This is a genomic window from Lysinibacillus sp. FSL R5-0849, assembly GCF_038595075.1.
Lineage (GTDB): Bacteria > Bacillota > Bacilli > Bacillales_A > Planococcaceae > Lysinibacillus > Lysinibacillus fusiformis.
In genome coordinates, this window is record NZ_CP152004.1 from 675794 (window position 1) to 701890 (window position 26097).

The following is a 26097-nucleotide window of genomic DNA, read 5'->3' on the forward strand; positions in this document are numbered from 1 at the left end:
GTAAAAAACTGAAAAGGGTGATATTTTTGAAAAATGCAAGAATAACAGCTTTAAAAAAATTTGAAAAAGAAATCACACTGCTCTTAAATGAAGGGTTATTACCAGAAGCTAAGGAAAAATTAGATAAAATAAGTATAAGAAATGAATCGTATTATTCCTTATTTGCAAACTATTATTATTTACTTAGTGAGTATCAGCTAGGAATAACTTTATTAGAGGACGAGGCATTAAAAGAATTTCCTTTTTCGTTTGAAATCATTTTTAATTTGGCTACTTTAAAAAGTGCAGTTGGAGAGCATATTGATAGCTTATGGATGTTTGCAAGATGTGTAAAATTAGCGAATTCTGACGATGATCGTGAAATAGCGACACAAAATTTGAATCAAGTAATAGATAAAATAAAAGAAGATTCTACATTAACTCCTGATCAATTCCGTGCAGCTACAGATTATACTAAAATGATTCTTCGAGAAGAAGACGAAAGAACTTATCCAATAAATCGCTTTAATGAAAGTCTTGTGAAAAAAATTGTAAAAGATTCTGCCGGCAATGAATACTTTACAGAAATGTATAAGTCATTGAATGTGATGGATATTGATAAAACATCACGTTACTTTTTTAAAACTGAATTGTTACAAGGAAAAGCTACTGATGCATTTGCTTTTGATATTAATAATTCAACAACACTACCAATAGCATTATTTGAACAATATGATGAAATAGTAGTGGAAGGCCCAAAAATTAATTATCGTTTCCCAAGAAATGTTTTAAGGTCAAACCAATTTAATTATTTTACATTTACTGATGTAGGTGAATATAAAGTAACGTCGAGTAAACCCTTTTTTGTTGGAAAACCAGTTAATTTGAAACCTACTTTAAAACCAGCTCGAGCTGTAATTACTCTTTTTGTAGATGGTCTAGCTAACAGTGTAATAGAAGAAAAATTACATAATTTAATGCCTCGTACATATAACTTTTTTTCAAATGGCTATATAAATAACAATTGTTATACTACTGGAGACTGGACATTGCCTAGTGTTGCCAGTATGTACACTGGAAAAACTACCTTACATCACGGTCTATACCATCCTTCAAAGCATTTCGAATTAAACAAATATAATCATCTATTCACTAAAAATTTTCAAGAAAATGGATATTTGACTACTCAAATTAATAATGACTGGCGTGTTACACCAACCTACGGTTATTTAGAGGGAATGGATCGAATTTTATATCAAAATTATGCAGGAGGCTTTACAGCTGGAGAAGTAGTTGGAGAGGCAATAGAACATTTAGAGACTTTTAAAAATAATAATCATTTTTTATGGATTAGCTTAATGGATTTACATGATGTCGCAGATGAAATAAATAATGATTTAATGAGTCAAGTCAATGTTTCAGCTAAATATAGACAAAATAAAAATCTTGGGGCAACTTCTGTATTATCTTCTTATGACCCAAATAAAATTAAAAAGTACGAATCAGAATTAAAGCGAGTAGATTTACATTTATCCTCACTATATAGTTATCTTGAATCAAGTTTTGGCAAAGAAAATATTATTGTCGCTTTAGTAGCTGATCATGGACAAACTTATTTAAAAGAAGACGACTTTCTCTTACATGAACCAAGACGTAAGGTCCCATTTATGTTGGCAGGTAGAAAAGTTGAAGGGAAAATTAGTAATGAATTATGTTCCGTTCTTGATATTTTCCCTACAATTGCTAAACTTATTGACATTAAGTTAGATAGTAATGAAGGTGTTGTATTAAAAGATTTTGGAGGTAAGGGGCGTGATACAGCAATAACGGAGACATTACACCCTAATCAGCCATACTTAGTTGCTATTACAGATACTGAACATATTTTTAGATTTAAGACCAAATCTAATGTAACTGAGAATGGATTAGTTGATTTAGAGCATTATGAAGCGCAATTATTAGACTTAAAAACATTAGACGATGTATCAGTACAATTTATTGATAAATTAGAGAAATATGTAGATATAACTATTCAAAGAGCAATAAAATTACAGTCGTAAAATAATAATACAGTGAGAGAATTTAAAATTAAATAGAATTGAAGGCCTCTTGTTCAAGAAAGAATTATTTGATCAAGAGGCTTTTTCTTTTGAAGTCATACATACAAATCAAAGTACTTCTAGAGAAAAAGTGAAACATTCCTAAAAACTTCCGATATTAAATATAAGAATAAGAAATGTTTGGGAGGTTACATATTATGCGTATTGCAGCTCAAGGACAATCTAAAGATATGGGCACTGCAACGTCATCAACATCTTCTCAGAAAGCTAGTTTAGAAGAAACTACGATGACTACTAGTAAATCTCAGTTAATAACGCAATTACAAGGAGAAAACATACCAGTTGCTGAGGGTCAAGAGGTATCTAAAGAAAAATTGCAAAATGCGATAGACACTGTGAATGAATTTTTGCAAATCAATCATAATGCTTCTAAATTTGTGTTACATGACGGTTTAGATCGATATTTTGTACAAGTTGTTGATACCCAAACAGAAGAAGTCGTAAAAGAGATCCCTCCAAAAAAACTTTTAGACGCATATTATGAGATGCAAAAGTTATTAGGGATGATCGTGGACGAAAAAATATAAGAATATTTAGGAGGAAATATAATGGTAAATAGAATCGGCGGTTTAGCTTCAGGAATGGATATAGATTCACTGGTAAAAAAATTAATGAATGCGGAAAGAGCACCGTTAAACAAGTTATATCAAAAGAAACAAACGTACGAGTGGCAACGTGACGCGTACCGAGGTGTTAATACAAAACTAAAAACATTTGATACTTATATATCAGATAATCTAGTACTAAAAAGTCTCATTTCTAAAACTGCAGCTAGTTCCAATTCTAACTTAGTATCTGCAACTGCAACAGGAAGTGCTGCGGGGACACTGTCAATTGAGGGTGTTTCTCAATTAGCTACAGCAGCTCGTAAAGTTGGTGACCAGGTTAATGCTGTAGGAACTACGAAAATATCCGATTTTGCATCAACAGGAACTATAGAATTTAAAGCCATCCAAACCAACGGCAAATTAGCAAGTGAAGCAACAAAGATTGAAATTACTCCTGATATGACAGTTGATCAATTTATTAGTAAAGTGAATTCTAGTAATGCAGGAATTAGTACTGTATTTGAAAATGGTCGATTCTCCTTTACTGCCAAAAACACTGGTGATGTTAAAGGTGATGATGAAATCAAAGTTGTAGGTGGTTTAGATATTTTCAACAAGTTAGGGTTTGCTGATCCTAATAAAGTTCAAAATACAGAAGGAAAAAATGCTATTTTCACTGTGAATGGCATAGCTACAGAAAGAACAACAAATACGTTTACTATTTCAGGCTATAATGTAACGTTAAAAGATACATTTAATGGCCTCCAAACGATTGCAGATAAATATAAGGCTGCTGTGGAAGAATTAAAAAATGCTACTACCAATTTAGCAAATAAACAAGCAAATCTTATTACAAAACAAAATGCTTATGGTGCTAGTGATGTTAATAGTTATACAGCTAACCATGAAACTGCATATAAAAACGCCTTTGGTAATACTTTATCTTTATCACAACAAGTGCAGTATAACAAACTTGGGAATAATGCGTGGAGAAATTTATCAACTGATGAAATAAATTACATTAAAAACCAATCATCTGCACAAGGTATTAAAGATAATCTAGATGGAAGCTCTTTAAGTGATGAAAGCAAAGCGAAATTAAAGGATTTATCTAATGATGTGTTAGATGTTTTATTTTCAAACAAAGATCAGCTTACAGATTTTAAAGCTCAAGCGGAATACGAAAAATATGGTGTAAAATTAAAAGATTTTGATCAAAATGCCATTGATGCATTAAAACGTTTCTCATATAACAGCAGTGATTCAATTGAAAAAATTCATAAAGATATAGATGATAATCCGGAGTTTACAAAGGAAGTAAAAGATGCGCTAAAATCTTTAAGTAAAGATGATTTAACTAATTTAATAGCAACAGATTCAGCAACTTTAAAAACTTATCAAGAAAAAGCTCAGGCTGACGATTTCAAACAAAAGTATAGTCAGTTAGGCGATGCGTTAATTAAAGAGTTGCAAGAAGGTACTAAAAAGGTTGAAGATTTAACAGAAAAACAAAAAGAGATTTGGAATAGCTTATCACCAGAAAAAAAAGGTCAATTTTATGATTTAGCCGATCAAAATATTAAGCGTTCCGAGTATTTAACTGCAGTTGCTGAAGAAAAAGCAGCTCAAACTCGTTTAACAGAGGCTACTAATACCGAAAAAGCAGCAACAGCAGATGCAACTGCAGCAGGTATTTTAAAGGATGATGGTAGTGGCGGTAAAGTAGTTGACGAGGATAAAGTAAATGCTGCTCCACAAGCACAAGCGGTCACTATGACTTCCACAACAGATGTGGATGACATCATGGCTAAAATTAAGGAATTTGTCACTACTTATAACGGTTTTATCAAAGATTTAAATGATCAAACTAAAGAAACAAAATATCGTGATTATAAGCCGTTGACTAGTGAACAAAGAGAAGAGATGTCAGAAAGTGAGATTAAGCTTTGGGAAGAAAAAGCGAAGAGTGGTTTATTAAGAGGTGACACTCTTATTCGTGAAGGGCTTGCAGGTATGCGTTCTTTAGTATACCAATCAAATTCTGGTATTGACTCAAAATATAATTCCCTCTTTAGTATTGGGATTACAACATCAAAAAATTATAATGATGGCGGTACTTTAGAAATTGATGAAACAAAATTACGAAAAGTATTAGAAGAAGACCCTGATGCAGTTGAAAAACTCTTTAAAAATAGTGAAGGTAAAAAAGATGATGTCGTAGACGGAAAAACAGTCGATACACGCGGTTATTTAGATAAACTTCGTGAATCGATGAAAACTTTTGAAATTACTATTGAAAAAAAAGCAGGCCGCTCTACGATGACCGACGCTCAATATGCAATTGGAAAAAATTTGGTTGATACAGAAAGTCGAATCAGCACTTGGAAAAGAAAACTAGAGGATATAGAAGCACGATACTGGAAACAATTCACAGCAATGGAGCAAGCTATTAATAAAGCAAATCAACAATCAAGCATGTTCATGCAAGGCTAAGGCTTTCTTTATTAGATAGGAGAGTATTATGTATCAAACAGATCAACTATTACAGGTGTCTGCCAATCTCTTTAAGCATTTAGGTGACATTCCAAATGGTGAAGAACGTGACGAATATATTGAAACAATTAATACCATGTTGGACAAGCGTGAAACAATTATAAAAGGCTTGAGACAAGAAGGTTTTCAATTTGATGAACAAAATCGTATTCATCGTACTCTGTTAGAGTTAGATAAGGGCATAAAACAACGATTAGCAGCTGTTATGGATGCAGTTAAACAAGACATGGCAAACCTACAAAAAACGAAAAAAAGTGAACAGCAATATTTCAACCCTTACTCCAATGTTCGTGTGATGGACGGGATGTATTACGACAAAAAGAATTGACCTTTTATCTTCATTCAGTGTGGTGGAAGCCGCAAGCTGAATGAAAATAAAGCCCCGGCGTATGTGAATTGTGCTATCACAATTCAAAATCCCGACACAATTACGCTTGGGCGTAATGGATCAAATAGCTTTTCTTCGGAAAATGGTTTAAACTAGTAAATAAGTAACCTTTCAAAGGAGTTGTCCTTTATTGGCAGCAAATTTAACAGCACAAAATGCGTACAAACAAAATAGTGTAACCACTGCTTCTCCAGGAGAGCTGACGTTAATGCTTTATAATGGATGTTTGAAATTCTTGAATAAGGCGAAACAAGCTATTCAAGAAAAAAATATCCAAGAAAAAAATACAAATCTTCAAAAGGCACAGGCAATCATTTCTGAGCTTATGTCCACGCTTAATATGGATATCGAGATATCGAAACAAATGCTACCTCTTTATGAATATATGAATCACCGTTTAGTCGAAGCAAACATTCAAAATGATGTAGCCATTATTGAAGAAGTAGAAGGATTGGTGACGGAATTCCGCGATACGTGGAAGGAAGTTATTCGCATTAATCGACAACAGCAATTCGGTCAGGGAAACAGCGGACAAATTTAGACACCATTAGAGATCATCAACCAAGATGGTCTCTTTTTTCATCTGCTAGAAATTATCACTAAATAGTCATAAATTAGGCTGTTCAACGGTAAAATATGTTACTTATTCCCCTAGCTGTAAGATGGGCGTCGTGTCATAATCAAAGCAATATAAATGTTTAACAATATACTGGGGTGGGAATATGATTTTTAAGCGTCAAGAAGGTTTCCGATTTAAATTTGAGGAGCCTGTTCAAATAACTTTTGCTGTTTATGAAAATGGGCGAGTTAATCATGGTCAGACGGCTATGGCTGAATTGCTGGATATTAGTCCGCGTGGGTTAAAGATGTATACGGAAGTGGATTTAGGTGTGAATCCTCCACCATTGGATATCCATTTTGTGCTTGATACGCAAGAGGTGCGGGCCTATGGTGAAGTGATTTGGAGTCGTCCATTTGGTAGTGGTAAGCAATATGGCGTTTATTTTAATGATCAAGGGCGTGTTGAAGAGTTGATTGTAGATGAATTAAAGCTACGACGTAAAAAGGAAGCGGCAGAAGCGAAAAAGCAAAGCCAATATTAATTTTATAAAAGTTTTTTGTAAAATAAAGAATTATTTTAGAGGAATTTCACACACTTGTGTAGAAATAGATAGTATAGCAGTTATAAAGGAGGAGTTTACATGTTAAACTTTAACATTCGTGGTGAAAATATTGAGGTAACTCCAGCTATTCGAGAGTATGTTGAGAATAAAATCGAAAAAGTTGAACGTTATTTTAACGAAGATGTTAACGCCAATGCTAACGTAAATTTAAAGGTTTATAATGACAAGCAAACAAAAGTGGAAGTTACAATCCCAATGAAGAACTTAACTCTTCGTGCTGAAGAGCGTCATAATGATATGTATGCTGCGGTTGATCTCATTGTTGATAAATTAGAGCGTCAGATTCGTAAGCATAAAACGAAAGTAAACCGTAAATTCCGTGAGCGTGAAGGGGCAGGCCTTTATTTTGCTACTACTCAAGCAGTCGTTGATACGACATTGGATGAAGAAGAATACTCCATTGTACGTACCAAGCAATTTGATTTAAAACCGATGGATCAAGAAGAGGCTGTATTACAAATGAATATGTTAGGGCATGATTTCTATGTCTTTACAGATGCTGAATCAAACGGCACAAATATTGTGTATAAACGTAAAGACGGAAAATATGGCTTAATCGAAACAACTTAAACTTCATGATGACAAAGGCTCTCGCGATGGCGAGAGTCTTTTTTGTATGACTTTCTTATGTAAATAGGGCGACTGTTTGCATGAAACTGTTACACAATGGTAAAATGAAAGTTGAATCTATATAGGAAGTGAAAAACATTCATGGCAAACCTATTAAATAAATTATTTGATTTCAATAAACGTGAGTTAAAAAAATTAGAAAAAATCGCTGACCAGGTTGAGGGATTCGCTTCTCAAGTGGAACAGCTTTCAGATGATCAATTACAAGCGAAAACAGAAGAGTTTAAAAAGCGTTATACGGATGGGGAGCAGTTAGATTCGATTCGTGCGGAGGCTTTTGCTGTTTGTCGCGAAGCGTCGAAACGTGTGTTAGAGATGTATCCGTTCCGTGTTCAAGTTATGGGGGCGGCTTCCCTTGATGAAGGTAATATCTCAGAGATGAAGACCGGTGAAGGTAAAACGTTAACAGCGACAATGGCGGTTTATTTAAACGCGATTACTGGTAAAGGCGTGCATGTTGTCACAGTCAATGAATATTTGGCTAGCCGTGATGCTGCTGAGATGGGACAGCTGTACAATTTCTTAGGTCTTACAGTAGGTTTAAATTTAAATAGCCTGTCTAAAGAAGAGAAGCGTGCGGCGTATGAAGCGGATATTACTTATAGTACAAACAATGAATTAGGATTTGACTATTTACGTGATAATATGGTGCTTTATAAAGAAGAGCGTGTTCAACGTCCGCTTCACTATGCTGTCATCGATGAGGTTGACTCGATTTTAATTGATGAGGCGCGAACGCCATTAATCATTTCGGGTCAGGCTGGGAAATCAGCACAGTTGTACAAACAGTCTAATGCGTTTGTACGGATGTTAAGTGCAGAAACAGATTACACCTATGAAGAGTCAACAAAAGGTGTTACATTAACGGATGCCGGTGTTGAAAAGGCTGAAAAGGCATTTGGCATTGACAATTTATTTGATTTAACACATGTCCGCTTAAATCATGCCATTAACCAATCGTTAAAGGCACATGTGAGTATGCATAATGATGTTGATTATGTTGTCCAAGAGGGCGAAATTGTGATTGTTGACGGCTTTACTGGTCGTTTAATGAAAGGGCGCCGATATTCGGATGGCCTTCACCAAGCTATTGAAGCTAAAGAAGGCGTTGAGATTCAAAATGAATCGATGACAATGGCTACTATTACGTTCCAAAACTATTTCCGTATGTACCAAAAGCTTGCAGGTATGACAGGTACAGCGAAAACAGAAGAAGAAGAGTTCCGCAATATTTACAATATGAGCGTTATTGCGATTCCTACGAATAAGCCAATTGCTCGTGATGACCGTCCAGATTTAATTTTTGCTTCTATGGAAGGAAAATATAAAGCGGTGGCTGCTGATATTGCAGAGCGCCATAAGGCAGGACAACCTGTGCTTGTTGGTACGGTTGCGATTGAAACATCTGAAATTATTTCGCAATTGCTTGATAAACATAAAATCCCTCACAATGTACTGAATGCAAAAAACCATGAACGCGAAGCAGAAATTATTGCTAATGCTGGTTCAAAGGGTGCTGTAACGATTGCTACAAACATGGCGGGTCGTGGTACCGACATTAAACCTGGTGAAGGTGTATTAGAAATTGGCGGGTTAGCAGTTATTGGTACTGAGCGACATGAATCCCGTCGTATTGATAACCAGCTTCGTGGACGTTCTGGTCGTCAAGGGAATCCAGGGGTGACACAATTTTATCTATCACTAGAAGATGATTTAATGCGTCGTTTCGGTTCAGATAATATGAAGGCTATGATGATGCGTTTAGGTATGGACGATACACAGCCATTGCAATCAAAAGTTGTGTCGAGAGCTGTAGAATCAGCGCAGAAACGTGTCGAAGGTAATAACTTTGATGCTCGTAAGCGTTTATTACAATATGATGATGTTCTCCGTCAGCAACGTGAGATTATTTATAAAGAGCGTTATGATGTTCTAGAAACAGAAAATATGCGCGTCCTTGTGGAGTCGATGATTCAAGAGACGATCGACAATGTTGTCGGACTCTATACACAAGGTGAGCAAAAAGATTGGAATCTAAAGGCTATTGATGACTTTGTAGCTGCTAATTTGCTAGAGGAAGGTCAACTAAAAGTAGCTGATTTCCAAGGCAAATCTGCAGAAGACATTAACCAATTGATTTCAGAAGCTGTCCACGCTCGATATGATGAAAAAGAGGAAGAGCTTACAGCAGAGCGTATGCGTGAGTTTGAAAAAGTTATTTTATTACGTTCTATTGATACAAAATGGATCGATCATATTGATGCTATGGATCAACTTCGTCAAGGTATCCATCTGCGTGCATACGGTCAAAATGATCCGCTACGTGAATATCAACAAGAAGGTTTTGCGATGTTCGAAGATATGGTCGCTTCCATTCGCGAGGATGTTGCGAAGTATGCAATGAAGGCTGAAATTCGCAGCAATCTTGAGCGTGAAGAGGTGGCGAAAGGTCAGGCTGTTAATCCGAAAGAAGAAGGCGGTCCTGCTCCGAAAAAGCAACCCGTTCGTAAAGCTGAAAATATTGGACGCAATGATTTATGTCCTTGTGGAAGTGGTAAGAAGTTTAAAAACTGTCATGGTGCAGCTCAATAATAGAAATGGAAAAGATCATTTTAACTGTATGTTGAAATGATCTTTTTTTGTATAAAAAAATAAAATATTGTCATAAAAGTCATAATTTATAGACAATAGTAAAATGTGGGTATACAATAGCTGTAATATTAGGAATTTAGTTTTAGAGAATACTTCTATTATTATTTACTATTATCCTAATAATTAGATGGGTTGGAAAACAAAGAATTAAGAGTGACAAAAGATTGAAGATGGGGTGGGAGAAATGTGGGTGGAAATAGAGTTTTCCAAGCAATTTCGACTTGTAGAAAAAATCGGGAATGTACGGACATTGGTATATTCTTTTTTTATTTAGGCTGAAAACATAAGTGCATAAAGGGGGAATAATGATGCATAAGAAGGATATTATGAGTAGTGAAACTATGTTGTATATGCCTGTGTATGATTCCTTTGGAAATTTATGTACTCGGGTGATGGAAAAAAGTAAAGATTATATTTCTAAAATACCGCCGACAAAGTTAATGGACTATAATCTGCGTTATTATGGTTCTAGCTTAAGAGGGGCTTTTGATGGATCAAAAATGATTTTAGGTAAGCTTAATAAAAACCCAATCGTTGTGGATGAGCGAGGGAATATTTTATGGTTTCCAAGCAAGTCACCTCTACATCCGGAATGTATATGGTTTGCTGTCCATCATATTGAAGAGTATTTCTCTGTGGATAAAAAGAGTACAAAGATAATCTTTACGAATGGTCAGGATATTATTGTAGATGTTAGTGTCAAAACGATAGAGTATCGTATTCAGCGGGCATTTTTATTAAAATATAGATTAGAGCGAAGAACGAAGCATTTACTTGTTCAATATGATCGTGTGAAAGTATTTCAACGTTTTGCGCTTGGTATGCTTGAGGACGAGACGTAGAGTAGTGTTTTTATGTATGTTTTCCTCGGTAAAAACGTTATAATAGTAAGATCGGAGCTTTCACACTAGTCTCCATTACTAACGTTCGGAGGATTTTACAATGATTGAATTAGCAGATGTACGCAATGTGTTAGACACTACAGCCAAAAAATTGGTGGACTTCAGGGGGTCTCTTTGACTTAGAAAACAAAGAGGCACGTATACAGGAGCTAGATGAAATGATGCTAGAGCCCGGATTCTGGGATGATCAGCAAGGTGCACAGGTGATCATTAATGAGGGCAATGGTTTAAAAGCAATCGTCAATGAATATAAAGAGTTAGAAGAAATACATGAGAACTTAGATATGACACTGGAGCTTTTACGTGAAGAGCCAGACGAAGAATTGCAGGAAGAGTTAGGAAAAGAACTGGTAGAATTCCAACAAAAAATGGCTGATTTTGAGCTGCAATTATTATTGAGTGGTCCATACGATCAAAACAATGCTATTTTAGAGTTGCATCCAGGAGCAGGTGGAACAGAGTCACAAGACTGGGGTTCTATGCTACTACGTATGTATACACGATGGGCTGAGAAGCGTGGCTTTAAGGTGGAAACAATGGATTATCTTCCTGGTGATGAGGCAGGTATTAAATCTGTAACCATTTCAATTAAAGGTCATAATGCTTTCGGCTATTTACAAGCCGAAAAAGGTGTCCATCGCCTAGTGCGTATTTCACCATTTGATTCATCAGGCCGTCGACATACTTCTTTCGTTTCTTGCGATGTCATGCCAGAATTTGACGAAAATATTGAAATTGATATTCGTACAGAGGATTTGAAAATTGATACGTATCGTGCGACAGGTGCGGGTGGTCAGCATATTAATACAACAGATTCAGCTGTTCGTATTACACACATCCCGACTGGTACGGTTGTACAATGCCAAGCAGAACGTTCACAAATTAAAAACCGTGAGAAAGCGATGGCTATGTTAAAAGGGAAATTATATCAATTAGAGTTAGAGAAGCAACAGGCGCAGCTTGATGAGATCCGTGGTGAACAAAAGGACATTGGCTGGGGCTCGCAAATTCGCTCGTATGTATTCCATCCATACTCAATGGTAAAAGATCACCGTACGAATGAAGAAACAGGGAATGTCGGAGCGGTAATGGACGGCGATGTAGATCCATTTATTAATGCTTACTTACGTTCAAAAATTAACTAATAGCCATCCCCCAAGAGTTGTTTCTTGGGGGATTTTTTAGTTAAAAGAATGGATGATAGGGTGAATCTTGACTAAGTTGTTTTCGTTCATTCATGTAATGTTTATAGAGCATAGAAGCATTCACAAACTGTTTACTAATAGAAGCATATTGAATAGGTAGCTCAATCTTTTGATCGTTTTTTAATGTGACCACACATCCTGTTTCGCTCGGCGTAATATTGATAATCGCATGGAGCCCTATCCATATATTATGAATGGAATTAGGTGAATAGGTTGGTAGAAAGATGCAAGGAAAACCATAATCAAAGGCCACGACGATTGGTAGCTTATGTTGATTACCAAAAAAGCGTTTAGCAGATTGCTTTGCTGCTTCATAGGTGGAGCCTAATGAAATACAAGATTTTCGCAGTACATGCATCGGCTTCCGAGTAACAATTAGCTCATTATGTTTGTCTATAACATGAGTGAAAACTTTAGTGTCATGCTGAACTGGTTGGAGCAAGTAAGTGTTAAAGGAAATTAAATAGCCATTTACAAATTTACTAGTCATTTTGGAAGTGCCTCCCTTTTCTATTGATAACCGTAGTGTAATACATAAAATGAATTTCAAAAAATATACAAAGTAATGAAACAAGGTTGATAAATGAATGAAATGCTTAGAGAATTTGCTTTAAATTTCACGAGTTTACTAGTTAATCCAAGTTATTTTCAAATCGTAAGCATTGCTTTTTAATTTCAATTTTCATATAATTTAGAAAAGGATCGGGGTGAGATCGTTGGATAAATATTATTCGTACACAGATTTTCTAAAAGCCGTTGGTCAGTCAAAAAAAGTTGATGAGGCAGAGAAATTATTAAACGAGATTTATTTAGATTTATTTTTAAATCGTATCCAGCGTATGCATCGACAAGAGCAGCTCATCGTTTTAATAGATAGAGCGCTCGATGAAAAAGATGAAAACGCATTTTATCAATACGCAACCGAACTCAATTCCTTGCAGCAATCAGAAGATGAATCATATTAATAATTCCGCTCTCCGCGACTATGGAGAGCGGGATTTTTTTTGGAGATGATAGAGTGGCTGTGCCATTCACCTAATGTATAAAAAGTATTGCTCTAAAAATGAGAAAAGAGAAGGAACGACTACCATTCTACAATTGACATCTCATTACTAGATAAGGCTTGAAAACCTGACGAAACGGCTATTATGAGAGTAGAAGGTTGAGTATCCATATTCCATTTTAGGGATAGAAAAAAAAATTTACAAACATTCGTTCGTTAAATGTTCGAAATTTTAATATTGCTATGCTAAAATATATGTACAAATTGGAAAGAAAGGACGGGGACAGGTGTGCAAACTTTTGATTTACAAGCGCCATATCAGCCTAATGGAGATCAGCCACAGGCAATTGCGGAATTAGTGGAGGGTGTGAAAGCAGGCAAGCGTCATCAAACATTACTTGGTGCAACAGGAACTGGGAAAACATTTACGATTTCAAATGTAATCCAGCAGGTTAAAAAACCGACACTCATTATGGCACACAATAAAACGTTGGCGGGCCAATTATATAGTGAGTTCAAAGAGTTCTTTCCAAATAACGCTGTAGAATACTTTGTTAGTTACTATGATTATTACCAACCAGAAGCCTATGTACCGCAGACAGATACTTATATAGAAAAGGATTCTAGCATTAACGATGAAATTGATAAGCTACGCCACTCTGCAACTTCTGCATTATTTGAGCGTGATGATGTCATTATTATTGCATCTGTATCCTGTATTTACGGTCTTGGTTCTCCAGAAGAATATCGTGAAATGGTTGTCTCGATCCGCACGGGTATGGAAATTGAACGTAATCAGCTACTGCGCAAACTTGTAGATGTTCAATATGAGCGCAATGATGTTAGTTTTACACGCGGGACGTTTCGGGTACGAGGAGATGTAGTAGAGATTTTCCCAGCCTCACGTGATGAGCATTGTATTCGTGTCGAGTTTTTTGGGGACGAAATTGATCGCATTCGTGAGGTAGATGCTTTAACTGGAGAAATACTATCAGATCGAGAGCATGTCGCTATTTTCCCAGCATCCCACTTCGTTACACGAGAAGAAAAAATGCGAAAAGCGATAGAAAACATTGAAAAAGAATTAGAGGATCGTCTAGCTTTACTGCGTGCCGAGGATAAATTATTAGAGGCTCAGCGTCTAGAGCAACGGACACGTTATGATTTAGAAATGATGCGTGAAATGGGCTTTTGTTCAGGGATTGAGAACTATTCACGTCACTTAACTTTACGTGAAGCAGGTGCGACTCCATATACGTTGCTTGATTATTTCCCTGAGGACTTTTTGCTTGTCGTAGATGAAAGTCACGTAACTCTTCCACAGGTACGAGGGATGTACAACGGTGACCAAGCGCGTAAAGGGGTACTCGTAGAACATGGTTTCCGTTTGCCATCTGCGCTAGATAACCGTCCATTACGTTTTGAAGAATACGAAAATCGAGTACATCAAGCTATTTATGTATCTGCCACACCTGGACCCTATGAGTTGGAACATACACCAGAAATGATCCAGCAAATTATTCGACCTACTGGTTTACTGGATCCATTAATAGATGTCCGCCCAATTGAAGGGCAAATAGATAACTTAATCGATGAAATTCAAGGTCGAATTGCATGTGATGAGCGAGTATTAGTAACAACGCTAACAAAGAAAATGTCAGAGGATTTAACGGCCTATTTGAAGGAAATGGGCTTAAAGGTTGAGTATTTGCATTCTGAGATTAAAACATTAGAGCGTATTGAGATTATTCGTGAGCTACGGAAGGGCACTTACGATGTACTAATTGGAATTAACTTATTGCGTGAAGGACTTGATATTCCTGAAGTATCACTTGTAGCCATATTAGACGCGGATAAAGAAGGATTTTTACGTTCAGAACGTTCACTCATTCAAACGATTGGCCGAGCTGCGCGTAATGCGAACGGTCATGTCATCATGTATGCAGATCATGTAACCGACTCGATGAAAAAGGCGCTCGATGAAACAAAACGTCGTCGTGAATTGCAAATGGCCTATAACGAAGAGCATGGTATTACGCCTCAAACCATTAGTAAAAAAATACCAGAAGTAATTCGTGCTACACAAGTGGCAGAAGAAGAAAAATCCTATGTAACAAAGGCGACGAAGGGCAAAAAGCTGACAAAGGCAGAAAGAGACCAGCTCGTAGCTTCTCTAGAAATAGAAATGAAGGAAGCGGCAAAAGCGCTAGATTTCGAACGTGCAGCTGAGCTTCGAGATACAATATTTGAATTGAAGGTAGAAGGGTGAATGACTTGTGAAAAATACTGAAATTGTCGTGCAAGGTGCACGTGCTCATAATTTAAAAAATATTAATGTCACAATTCCACGTGATCAATTAGTCGTTTTAACAGGATTATCAGGATCAGGTAAATCTTCATTAGCATTTGATACGATTTATGCGGAGGGACAACGACGTTATGTCGAGTCTCTTTCCGCCTATGCGCGTCAATTTCTTGGGCAGATGGACAAACCAGATGTTGATGCAATCGAAGGATTATCGCCTGCTATTTCAATAGACCAAAAAACAACGAGTCGTAACCCACGCTCTACGGTAGGGACGGTTACAGAAATCTATGATTACTTACGTTTACTATATGCACGTATTGGTAAGCCGATTTGTCCGAATCACGGGATAGAAATTACTTCCCAAACGATTGAGCAAATGGTGGACCGTTTATTAACTTATCCAGAAAGAACCAAAATGCAACTCCTTGCTCCAATGGTTTCTGGACGTAAAGGAACACATGTAAAACTGCTAGAAGATTTAAAAAAGCAAGGCTTCGTTCGTGTGCGAATTGATGGAGATTTACGAGATTTAGATGATGCGATTGATCTTGATAAAAATAAAAAACACTCTATTGAGGTAGTGATCGACCGTGTTGTAATGAAGGAAGGTGTCGCTGCACGTTTAAGTGATTCTTTAGAGACAGCTCTTCGTTTGGCCGATGGTCGTGTGCTTGTAGATGTCATGGAGCATGAGGAATTACTATTTAGTGAACATCATGCCTGTCCTATTTGTGGTTTTTCTATTGGTGAGCTAGAGCCACGCATGTTTTCATTTAATAGTCCATTTGGTGCTTGTCCAAGCTGTGACGGCTTAGGCTCGACGCAAGAGGTGGATTTAGATTTAGTGGTGCCGGATTGGGATCGTTCTTTATTAGAGCATGCTATTGCACCTTGGGAGCCAACAAGTTCACAGTACTATCCACAATTATTAAAAGCAGTTTGTGATCACTATAATATTCCAATGGATGTGCCAGTGAAAGAGTTACCAAGAGACAAGATGGACAAAGTGTTATTTGGCTCAGGTAAAGAGAAGATTCACTTCCATTATGAAAATGAGTTTGGCAATGTACGAGACCAAATGATTGAATTTGAAGGTGTTGTCCGAAATGTAGAGCGTCGTTTTAAAGAGACAACTTCAGATTATGTTCGTGAGCAAATGGAAAAATATATGGCACAACAGGCTTGTCCTTCTTGTAAAGGCTATCGTTTAAAGCCAGAAACATTAGCTGTAAAAGTTGCCGACAAACATATTGGTGAGGTGACACAATATTCAATTCAGGAAGCTGACACATTTTTCAAAGAGCTAGATCTCACTGAAAAGGATATGAAAATTGCTCGTCTAGTTTTACGGGAAATTGAAGAACGACTGGGCTTCCTTGTTAATGTAGGTTTAGACTATTTAACTTTAAGTCGTGCAGCAGGTACATTATCTGGTGGGGAAGCACAACGTATTCGCCTTGCTACTCAAATCGGTTCACGATTAACAGGCGTTCTATATATTTTAGATGAACCATCGATTGGCTTACACCAACGTGATAATGATCGCTTGATTAGCACCTTACAAAACATGCGAGATATTGGTAATACACTGATTGTGGTGGAGCATGATGAGGATACGATGCTAGCAGCTGATTATCTGATTGACGTTGGACCAGGTGCAGGTGTACATGGTGGCCAAATTGTTGCAGCTGGTACACCACAGGAAGTCATGGAAAATAATAAATCTTTAACAGGACAATATTTAAGCGGGAAAAAATTTATCCCATTGCCAGTTGAAAGACGTCAACCAAATGGTCGTAAGCTTTCGATTAAGGGTGCCAAGGAAAATAATTTACGCAATGTCAAAGTCGATGTTCCACTTGGCTTATTTGTCGCAGTGACAGGTGTATCTGGTTCAGGGAAATCCACGCTGATTAATGAAATTTTATATAAATCATTGGCACAGAAGCTGAATCGTTCCAAGGTTAAACCGGGAGAACATAAAGAGGTAACAGGGATGGATGAGCTTGAAAAAGTCATCGATATTGACCAATCTCCAATTGGCCGTACCCCACGCTCGAATCCAGCTACTTATACGGGAGTCTTTGATGATATACGCGATGTTTTTGCTACCACGAATGAAGCAAAGGTGCGTGGCTATAAAAAAGGTCGCTTTAGCTTTAATGTCAAGGGTGGCCGCTGTGAAGCATGCCGTGGAGATGGAATTATTAAAATAGAAATGCATTTCCTTCCTGATGTGTATGTTCCTTGTGAAGTATGTCACGGCAAACGCTATAATCGGGAAACACTTGAAGTGAAATATAAAGACAAAAGTATTGCAGATATTTTAGATATGACGATTGAAAATGCAGTAGTATTCTTCGAAAATATTCCAAAGATTCAACGTAAGCTTCAAACTATTGTTGATGTTGGATTAGGTTATATGAAATTAGGACAACCTGCCACAACCTTGTCTGGAGGAGAGGCGCAGCGTGTAAAATTAGCATCTGAATTACATCGACGTTCAACAGGTAAATCATTCTATATTCTAGATGAACCGACGACAGGCTTACATGCAGACGATATTGCACGTTTACTTGTAGTGCTACAACGTCTTGTTGAAAATGGTGACTCCGTATTAGTTATTGAACATAATCTAGATGTTATCAAAACGGCTGATTATCTTATCGATTTAGGTCCAGAGGGTGGAGACAAAGGGGGTACGATTATTGCAACAGGTACACCTGAAGAAGTGGCAGAAGTGCCAGGTTCTTACACAGGAAAATATTTAAAACCAATTTTAGAACGTGACCGCCTTAGAATGGAAGCAGTATTAGCACAAGCTTCTAAATCCTAATCCCGGCCTTCAATCGGAATACGAAAAGCGCAACTCAATCCATAGAATTAAAGAAGAATGGGAGCACATCTTTCAAGCTGACAAGAAGGAAAGCCTTCGTTGTAATAAAAAATCCATTTTATTTCAATTTTGCAGTGAAACTTTTCAAAAAAAGAATCGTATAAATAGTATAACGAACTGAGGGAGGCTATTTAGTTATGCAAAATGAACGTCAACGAATTTTAGAACTTGTAGAAAAAGGTACGATTTCGGCACAAGAGGCGATTACATTATTAGAAGCATTAGAGCAAACCGGCAAATCTACTCAAAATGTTATGGATGATGTGTCTAAAGAGTCACAGTCATTTTCTTCTGACAAAGAGTCATTATTTGAAGAAAAGTCTAAAGATGGCGACAAGAAAAAAGAAGATTTTATGAAACATTTCCAAGATGAGATGCAAGATTTTCGTAAGGATTTAACACAGATTGGTTCTCTCTTTATGGATATGATGAATACAGCTGTCAAAAAGGTGAAGGAATTTGATGTAGCTTCTCCGTTTGGCGATAAATTTGAGTTTACGCATACAGAAGAAGTGGCTGCTGCCAATGTAGAAAGCATTATTGCTGAGTTACCGAATGGTAACTTTTCATTGGAATCCAGTGAGGGAGATACGATTCAAGTTATTTGCAAGGTGAAGGCACCGCTTATGAATGATAGTGAAGAAGAAACACGCAATCACTTTTTAGAGCAATTTGTTGTGAAAGAGGATGAGCATTCACTTCGAATTTTGAGCCAATTAAAGCTTGTTCAAGTCAATGCAAAGGTACTAGTTCCAAAGGATAAACTTGAAAAATTATCTGTCCGACTGATGAATGGTAGTGTTTCATTACAGGATACAGATGTTGAAGAATTAAAGGTGAAAACATTAAACGGTGCTATTAAAGGGACTAAGTTCAGTTTTGGGAAAGCGGAAGTAGATTCCTCTAATGGCTCCATTGAATTAACAAAGGTTCGCGGGAAAGATTTAGAAGCTGAAACATTAAATGGACGTGTTTATTTAGATGGTGCGTTGGACGAAGTAGAAGCTAAATCTGTTAATGGACATGTTGTGGTGACGACATGCTCAACAAATTCATCCAAAATAAAAGCTCAAACGGTTGCGGGAGCGGTTGAATTATACGTGCCTCGAACTATTTCATTAAGTGGTAAAGTGGTGACGAATTTTGGGAAAGTAGACGTCGGTATACATGATGTTTCCAAAATGGAGTCGCAGGATCAATTCCTCTCTAAAGTTGTTCGTTTTGATAAAGAAGTTGAACATGCAAATCGCTTATTTATCGAAGGAGAATCAAAAACAGGTGCTGTTTTAATTCGCTACACAACAACAGACGAGCAGCAAGTTTAATACAAAGCATTCAGGCTGATTGCCTGGATGCTTTTTTCTTTTGAAACAACAATCGACAATAGATGTCGTCGATTGCTGTTTTTATTTTATGTCAAATTTTTAAGGATTATGGCAAGGAAAGAACGAAATAGAAGGAACTGCCACGGATTGAAATGAAACTGTAATAAAAAAACAGAAATAGAGTGCTATAATAGTAAATGAAATACCTCTTACATAGTGAGAGTTTTAGGTGGTTTAATCATGATAGAAATGAAAAATGTAACGAAGAAGTACCCCAATGGCGTTGTTGCGACAAATGGTATTTCTGTAAACATAAAGCAGGGTGAATTTGTGTATGTAGTAGGCCCAAGTGGTGCAGGTAAATCTACATTTATCAAATTGATGTACCGTGAAGAAAAAGCAACGTCAGGGCAGATTATTGTAAATGGTATCGATTTAGCAACGTTAAAGAATAAGAAAGTCCCATATTTGCGTCGTCAACTTGGAGTTGTTTTCCAAGATTTTAAATTATTACCTCGTTTGAATGTCTATGAGAACGTAGCGTTTGCGCTAGAAGTAATCGAGGAACAACCTGATGAGATTAGACGTCGCGTTATGGAAGTTTTAGAGCTTGTTGGATTAAAGCATAAAGCTAGAATGTTTCCGAATGAGCTCTCAGGAGGAGAGCAACAACGAGTGTCCATTGCACGCTCTATCGTCAATGTACCAAAAGTTGTGATTGCGGATGAACCTACGGGGAACCTTGATCCTGAAACTTCATGGGAGATTATGAATTTATTTGAAGAAATTAATGCGCGGGGGACAACCATTGTAATGGCGACCCATAACCGTGAGATTGTGAATACGATTCGACGTCGAGTTATCGCTATTGAGGGCGGGTTAATTGTCCGTGATGAACACGGAGGTGAATACGGCTATGAAATTTAGTACTGTAAAGCGTCACTTCCGTGAAAGTATTAAGTCTCTTGGACGAAATAGCTGGATGACGATTGCGTCTGTCAGTGCAGTCACAGTTACACTTATCCTAGTTGGTGTTTTTGCGCTTATTATGATGAATTTAAATAAAGTGGCATCGGATTTAGAAAACGACGTTGAGATTAAAGTCTTAATTGATGAAACAGCAGATGAGGCGGCAGAAAAAGCGCTCATTGAGAAAGTTAAAAAATTGCCCGGTGTCTCAGAAATGAACTACTCAACTAAGGAAGATGAGTTAACCAAATTAGTTAAAGATTTTGGTGACGATTTTAAGCTATTTGAGCAAAGTAACCCATTACGTAATGTAATTTATGTAAAAGCAACAGAGCCTCAGCAAACGGCAAAAGTGGCGAAGGCGATTGATAAATATGAGTATACATATGACGTTATGTATGGTGAAGGCAAAGTAGAAAAACTATTTAACTTCTTAAATATGAGTCGTAATGTAGGAATCGTGCTTATTTTAGGGTTATTATTCACAGCGATTTTCTTAATTTCAAATACTATTCGAATTACGATTATTGCTCGACGAGATGAAATTGAAATTATGAAACTAGTAGGTGCCACGAACTCATTCGTGCGTATCCCGTTCCTATTGGAAGGTATGTGGCTCGGAATTTTAGGTTCTATTATTCCGATTGCGGTTGTCACAACCCTTTACCACAATATATATAAAATTATTGCACCTCGTTTACAAGGTGAGCTCATTCAAGTATTAGATTTTTCTCCACTCGTGTATCAGGTGAGCGGTCTTCTGTTACTTATTGGTGTGTTGATCGGTATTTGGGGAAGCTTCATGTCAGTGCGTAAGTTTTTAAAAATTTAGTTTACACTCACAGCGGATATTTGTGTGTGGGAAAAATAGTCGAAGGGGAGTTCAATCGGTGAAAAGTAAGGCGAAAAACACATTGAAAACACTTGCAGTAGCATCTGCTCTAATTCTTTTTATCCAAACTCCATCAGCGTTTGCAACAAGTTTATCGGATTTAAAAGAAGAGAAAAAGCAAATTGAAACAAAGAAAAATGAATTAAATTCATCCATTTCAAACAAATCAAATGCCATTACAGCGAATCAAGAAAAACAACAAAAAATCATAGATCAAATTCAAGCATTAAACGCTGAAATCGACAAAACAAATAGTGATATAAAAAAAGTACAAGCCGAAATTCAAGCAACGAATGAAGAAATAAAAAAACTAGAAGAGTCTATTAAAGAACTATTGCATAAAATTGAAGAGCGCGATGTTTTATTACAAGAGCGGGCTCGAGCAATTCAAGCAGGAGGCTCTGTTAGCTATTTAGACGTATTATTAGGTTCTAATAGTTTTGTAGACTTTATTGATCGATTCTCTGCGGTCAATGCCTTAATGGAAGCGGATCGTCAAATTATTCAAGATCAAAAAGATGATAAGCAAAAATTAGAAGAACAAAAGCAAATTGTAGAAGAAAAACGTAAAAAGTTGGAAGGTCAACGAGCGGAGCTTGAACGATTAAAGGCTTCCTTAAATAGCCAAAAGACTGAGAAAAATAAATTAGTTGACCAATTAGAAAAAGAGCAAGAAAAGCTAAAATCAGAAAAAGTATTACTTGAAAAAGAATATTCAGAGGCTTTGGAAGTAAGCCAAGAATTACAGGATCAAATTATTTCTGAGCAAAAACGTTTAGCTGAAATTGCTCGTCAGCAAGAAGCAAAACGTAAAGCAGCCGCAGCTGCAGCGGCTGCAGCAGCTGCCAACAATGGCGGTGGCGGCTCATCAGGTGGTACAGTTAATGCCCCACAATCGAACGGCACATGGATAAAACCAACGAATGGTCGTTTAACATCACCTTATGGATGGCGGAACCTTGGAGCAGGCCCTGAATTCCATTATGGTGTGGATCTCGCCAATTCAACAGGGACACCAATTTGGGCAGCAGCGGATGGAGTAGTTGCTTACGCTGCACCACTAAGTTCCTATGGAAATGTTGTCATTCTGACGCATTCGGTGGATGGGCAAATTTATACAACTGTCTATGCACATTTAAATTCATTTAATGTGAGTGTAGGACAAGAAGTAACGCAAGGTCAGCAAATTGCTGCAATGGGTAGCACTGGTCGTTCTACTGGTCCACACTTACACTTCGAAGTGCACATTGGACCTTGGAGAGGACAAGCAGTTGGTAGTGTAAACCCGCTAAAATATATTCCATTGTAAACTATCAGCTATACATTAGAGCAATCTAGTGTGTAGCTTTTTTTTGTCCTTCAGCATTATGAAGGACCTAAATATGTTTAGTGCTCCAACGAAAAAATTGAATTACTAGCTAACCATAACTATTTGGGTAAACAGCAATATTGTTAGGACGTGGAACTAGCGAAGCTCCTCCCTTTTCCTATGATCAGATTCTATTTAATGTTATGATGAATATATACGTAGTGGGGTATATTTCTTAAGATTTTCTGAACACAGTGTGAAATTGGCTTATGTTGAAAAGTTCTATGCTATGCTGTATGTATCTTTCGGAGGTGGATTAGAGAGTGATCAATACAAATTGGTACTCCATCCGAGCACTAACTTTACCAGCAACTGCAATTGCTCTACTTATTACATTTTTCATAGTTTGGCTTATTCTGCGCTTACAATTTTCAAAAAAGTGGTCTGAGGCATATAGTGATGCAGCCTTTACATTTATACTTGTGTGGAAGTTTAGCTTGCTTGTCACTGACTTTAAATCAGTGGTGGCGCAGCCTATCTCATTACTTTATTTCAATGGAGGTACAGTTGGTGTTTTTCTTGGCGTCATCGCTGCATCTTTGCAAGTATGGCGGAAGCGACATAATCTCTCGTTACAAGGCCATCATATAATGGCGTATAGCTGGGCGATCATCTTAACTCAATCCATTTATCAATGGCTTGTAGTGCTGTTCAACGACAACTCTACAACGAGTGAAGTTACTACATTAATGGTACTAAGTGTATTGACTGTCTTCATACTATGGAAAATGCAGGGAGGAGTAAAACGAGGCTTAATACTGTATACAGCTGGTCTAATCATTGTTGCCTTCTTCCAGCCACTTGGTATAGGGCAAACGGCTGTAGGTATGAGTTTATTATTGCTTTGTCTTGGTATAGTTTTAGAACAAGAAGAACGAATCAAAGTGGGAGGGTAAGAATGAAAAAAAATATTGGACTACTGATTGTCGTGCTTTTAGTAGTTGCGATGATTGGTACATATGTTAGACAGCAAATTAATGAAGACAGAGCGATTGAAAAATCTGCTCTTGGCAAGGATATAGGGGAGCGAGAAATTGGTTTAGGAAATGGAGATACACCGCCAGATTTTACATTAACAAGCTTAGATGGGGAAGATATCACATTAAGTGATCTTCGTGGAAAGAAGGTTGTATTAAATTTCTGGGCGACATGGTGTCCACCATGTAAGGCAGAAATGCCCCATATGCAAAGTTTCTATGATAAATATGGCAAAGAAAAAAATGTAGAAATCGTAGCTGTCAATTTAACATCAGCTGAGCGTGATGTGACAGCGGATGCGAAAGTGGATACGGTGATGACTTTTAGAGATAGCTTTGAGCTAACATTCCCAATTTTGTTGGATCCTGAAAATTCAGCAGGCTCAGACTACCAAATTATCACCATTCCGACAACTTATTTTATTGATTCAAACGGCTATATTCAACGTGCCATTAAAGGACCCATGGACGTGGATATGTTAAAAGAATATGTAGATGCATTAGATTAATTCATAAAAAATCTGTTCAGTTTCTATCGTAGAAACGAGCAGATTTTTTTATTTTACGGTGACACCGTGATGAGGAATCTCATCATGCATAGTAGTTTTTTTACATTTCCACAGAGTAATGCCGATTGCTCACAAAGTGATAGAAAGTATCTCCTCAAATCATAATTTTGAAAACTAATCTTGTATGTTTGAAAAAATAGTGTCATACAGTAAAAGAGACGGAGGAGGGAAGATTTGCGCAAATTAACGGCCGGTGTCGGTGTCCTACTTAGTAGTTTAGTGGTAGGCAGTGGTATTTACTTTGATTGGTTTAATATTGGTGATAAAAAGGAGCCTGTTACGGAGGTTGACACAATTGGTGAGGCCATAACCCTCATTGAAGAAAAATCAGTATACAGTACAAAAAAGGATGCTTTGGTGGAAGGAGCCCTTCGTGGTATGGCAGATGCCATTAAGGACCCTTACAGCACTTATTATTCCAAGGAAGAGGCTGAGCAACATCGACAAATGCTAGCTGAAGAAAGAGTAGGTATTGGGATTGAACTCTCAGAAAATAAAGGGAAATTTATCGTAGTTTCCCCTGTTCGTTCATCACCAGCAGAGAAGGCTGGAATGCGTTCACTCGATGAAATTGTACAAGTTGATGGTGTTCGTGTAGATGGTAAAACGATGAGCGAATTGATGCATTTAATTCAAGGGGAGAAGGGGACGAAGGTTACCATTGTTGTTTACCGTCCAAGTGAGGATAAGCATATTAAGATGACAATGGAGCGGGCTGCGATCTCTAACAAGACTGTCTCAAGTGAAGTTGTAAAAGTAGAGGATACAGCAATTGGCTATGTTTCGATTTCACTGTTTGGTGAGAAGACGGCAAATGAATGGGTTGCTGAAACAAGTAAATTACTTCGGAAAGATGTTGAAGGAATTGTTATTGATGTTCGTGATAATCCAGGGGGGTATTTACATAGCGTCGCAGCGCTACTAAGCACAGTATTAGATAGTGGCAAGGTATTTGCATATATGCAAAATGCTGAAGGTGCTATGGAACCATTAAAAACACAAACAAAAGGTATCGATGAAAAATATTTAGAAAAAATGAACAAAATTCCGATTGTTGTTTTACAAAATCAAGGAAGTGCTTCTGCAAGTGAAGTATTGAGCGGAGCCTTAAAAAGCTGGGGGCGTGCTTCTCTTGTTGGGGTGAAGAGCTTTGGGAAAGGAACTGTACAGGAATCATGGGAGCTTTCGAATGGCGGAGAGCTTAAATTATCCACGAATAAATGGCTAACACCAAAACGTGAATGGATTCATGGGCAAGGCATTGAGGCAAGCTTAGTAATCGAGCAAAATGAATTATTCGCTTTTCAACTACATCCTCTGACAGGGAAGTTTAAAGTGGGCGATATGAGCGAGGAAATTTCTTATTCTCAAAATGCCTTGCAGAAACTTGGCTATCAGATTGATCGCTTAGATGGTTATATGGATGATACAACGGCTGAAGCGGTTAACCTTTATCGAAAACAGAAAAAATTAAAACTAGCAGAAGATGAATTTTATATGGATACGACCTTCTTTAATAGCTTGAATGAAACATTAAAAAATTATAAAGTAGACCGTCAAAACGACCAACAATTCCAAATGGCAACTAGTTTTTTACTACACGCAATCGAACAATAAACTCACTAGTA

21 protein-coding genes are annotated in these 26097 nt (G+C 37.2%); 20 read left to right on the top strand and 1 reads right to left on the bottom strand.

Annotated elements, in window-relative coordinates; translation table 11 throughout:
* The first annotated feature begins 17 nt into the window (after positions 1–17).
* From MKY80_RS03150 to prfB, 10 genes are all read left to right on the top strand, one after another.
* Positions 18–2039: a sulfatase-like hydrolase/transferase gene (locus tag MKY80_RS03150; protein WP_342531969.1), complete on the top strand. Its 2022-nt coding sequence runs from the start codon at positions 18–20 to the stop codon at positions 2037–2039.
* A gap of 197 nt (positions 2040–2236) precedes the next feature.
* The gene (gene flaG, locus MKY80_RS03155) at positions 2237–2626 is read left to right on the top strand and encodes a flagellar protein FlaG (RefSeq protein ID WP_342531971.1); all 390 of its coding nucleotides are present in this window, start codon (positions 2237–2239) and stop codon (positions 2624–2626) included.
* 21 nt (positions 2627–2647) lie between these two features.
* Positions 2648–5140, top strand: a complete 2493-nt coding sequence (fliD, locus tag MKY80_RS03160) for a flagellar filament capping protein FliD (RefSeq protein ID WP_342531973.1) — start codon at positions 2648–2650, stop codon at positions 5138–5140.
* 28 nt (positions 5141–5168) lie between these two features.
* The gene (locus MKY80_RS03165; protein ID WP_099804995.1) at positions 5169–5528 is read left to right on the top strand and encodes a flagellar protein FliT; all 360 of its coding nucleotides are present in this window, start codon (positions 5169–5171) and stop codon (positions 5526–5528) included.
* 190 nt (positions 5529–5718) lie between these two features.
* Entirely contained in the window at positions 5719–6129 is a 411-nt protein-coding gene (fliS, locus tag MKY80_RS03170; protein ID WP_342531978.1) for a flagellar export chaperone FliS, read from the top strand.
* A 181-nt stretch (positions 6130–6310) separates the two neighbouring features.
* A complete protein-coding gene (locus tag MKY80_RS03175) occupies positions 6311–6691 on the top strand; it encodes a PilZ domain-containing protein (RefSeq protein WP_008178814.1) in 381 nt (126 codons plus the stop codon).
* Between the two features lie 99 nt (positions 6692–6790).
* Positions 6791–7342, top strand: coding sequence for a ribosome-associated translation inhibitor RaiA (gene raiA, locus MKY80_RS03180; protein WP_008178812.1), 552 nt, complete (start codon positions 6791–6793; stop codon positions 7340–7342).
* Between the two features lie 141 nt (positions 7343–7483).
* Positions 7484–9994, top strand: a complete 2511-nt coding sequence (gene secA, locus MKY80_RS03185) for a preprotein translocase subunit SecA (RefSeq protein ID WP_008178811.1) — start codon at positions 7484–7486, stop codon at positions 9992–9994.
* 365 nt (positions 9995–10359) lie between these two features.
* Positions 10360–10896 carry a competence protein ComK gene (locus MKY80_RS03190; RefSeq protein ID WP_258954981.1) on the top strand — a complete coding sequence of 179 codons (537 nt, stop codon included), beginning with the start codon at positions 10360–10362 and terminating at the stop codon, positions 10894–10896.
* 103 nt (positions 10897–10999) lie between these two features.
* A protein-coding gene (prfB, locus tag MKY80_RS03195) for a peptide chain release factor 2 (RefSeq protein WP_096364703.1) occupies positions 11000–12101 on the top strand; the annotation gives its coding sequence in 2 pieces (ribosomal slippage) (positions 11000–11071 and positions 11073–12101; 1101 coding nt in all).
* Positions 12102–12141: 40 nt separating this feature from the next.
* On the opposite strand, the gene MKY80_RS03200 is transcribed toward prfB, so the two are convergent.
* Positions 12142–12651, bottom strand: coding sequence for a competence protein ComK (locus tag MKY80_RS03200; protein ID WP_036123364.1), 510 nt, complete (start codon positions 12649–12651; stop codon positions 12142–12144).
* 226 nt (positions 12652–12877) lie between these two features.
* Between MKY80_RS03200 and MKY80_RS03205 the strand changes: the two genes are divergently transcribed.
* The 10 genes from MKY80_RS03205 (at position 12878) to MKY80_RS03250 (ending at position 26086) form a co-directional block, all read left to right on the top strand.
* Positions 12878–13126 (top strand): IDEAL domain-containing protein, encoded by a 249-nt coding sequence (locus MKY80_RS03205; RefSeq protein WP_036123367.1) that lies wholly within the window; start codon positions 12878–12880, stop codon positions 13124–13126.
* A 327-nt stretch (positions 13127–13453) separates the two neighbouring features.
* The gene (gene uvrB, locus MKY80_RS03210) at positions 13454–15433 is read left to right on the top strand and encodes an excinuclease ABC subunit UvrB (protein ID WP_342531982.1); all 1980 of its coding nucleotides are present in this window, start codon (positions 13454–13456) and stop codon (positions 15431–15433) included.
* Between the two features lie 7 nt (positions 15434–15440).
* Entirely contained in the window at positions 15441–18308 is a 2868-nt protein-coding gene (gene uvrA / locus MKY80_RS03215; protein WP_089986734.1) for an excinuclease ABC subunit UvrA, read from the top strand.
* A 197-nt stretch (positions 18309–18505) separates the two neighbouring features.
* Positions 18506–19693: a DUF4097 family beta strand repeat-containing protein gene (locus MKY80_RS03220; RefSeq protein ID WP_089986733.1), complete on the top strand. Its 1188-nt coding sequence runs from the start codon at positions 18506–18508 to the stop codon at positions 19691–19693.
* Between the two features lie 240 nt (positions 19694–19933).
* Complete coding sequence (gene ftsE, locus MKY80_RS03225) at positions 19934–20620, top strand: cell division ATP-binding protein FtsE (RefSeq protein WP_008178797.1); 687 nt, start codon at positions 19934–19936, stop codon at positions 20618–20620.
* Positions 20610–21494, top strand: a complete 885-nt coding sequence (ftsX, locus tag MKY80_RS03230) for a permease-like cell division protein FtsX (RefSeq protein ID WP_008178795.1) — start codon at positions 20610–20612, stop codon at positions 21492–21494. The genes ftsE and ftsX overlap by 11 nt, the downstream gene beginning before the upstream one ends.
* 58 nt (positions 21495–21552) lie before the next feature.
* On the top strand, positions 21553–22863 hold the full coding sequence (locus tag MKY80_RS03235) for a M23 family metallopeptidase (RefSeq protein ID WP_008178793.1): 1311 nt from the start codon (positions 21553–21555) through the stop codon (positions 22861–22863).
* Between the two features lie 323 nt (positions 22864–23186).
* Positions 23187–23819, top strand: coding sequence for a hypothetical protein (locus tag MKY80_RS03240; protein WP_171365797.1), 633 nt, complete (start codon positions 23187–23189; stop codon positions 23817–23819).
* A 2-nt stretch (positions 23820–23821) separates the two neighbouring features.
* Positions 23822–24409: a redoxin domain-containing protein gene (locus tag MKY80_RS03245; RefSeq protein WP_008178790.1), complete on the top strand. Its 588-nt coding sequence runs from the start codon at positions 23822–23824 to the stop codon at positions 24407–24409.
* Positions 24410–24643: 234 nt separating this feature from the next.
* The gene (locus tag MKY80_RS03250) at positions 24644–26086 is read left to right on the top strand and encodes a S41 family peptidase (protein WP_036123391.1); all 1443 of its coding nucleotides are present in this window, start codon (positions 24644–24646) and stop codon (positions 26084–26086) included.
* Positions 26087–26097 lie beyond the last annotated feature (11 nt).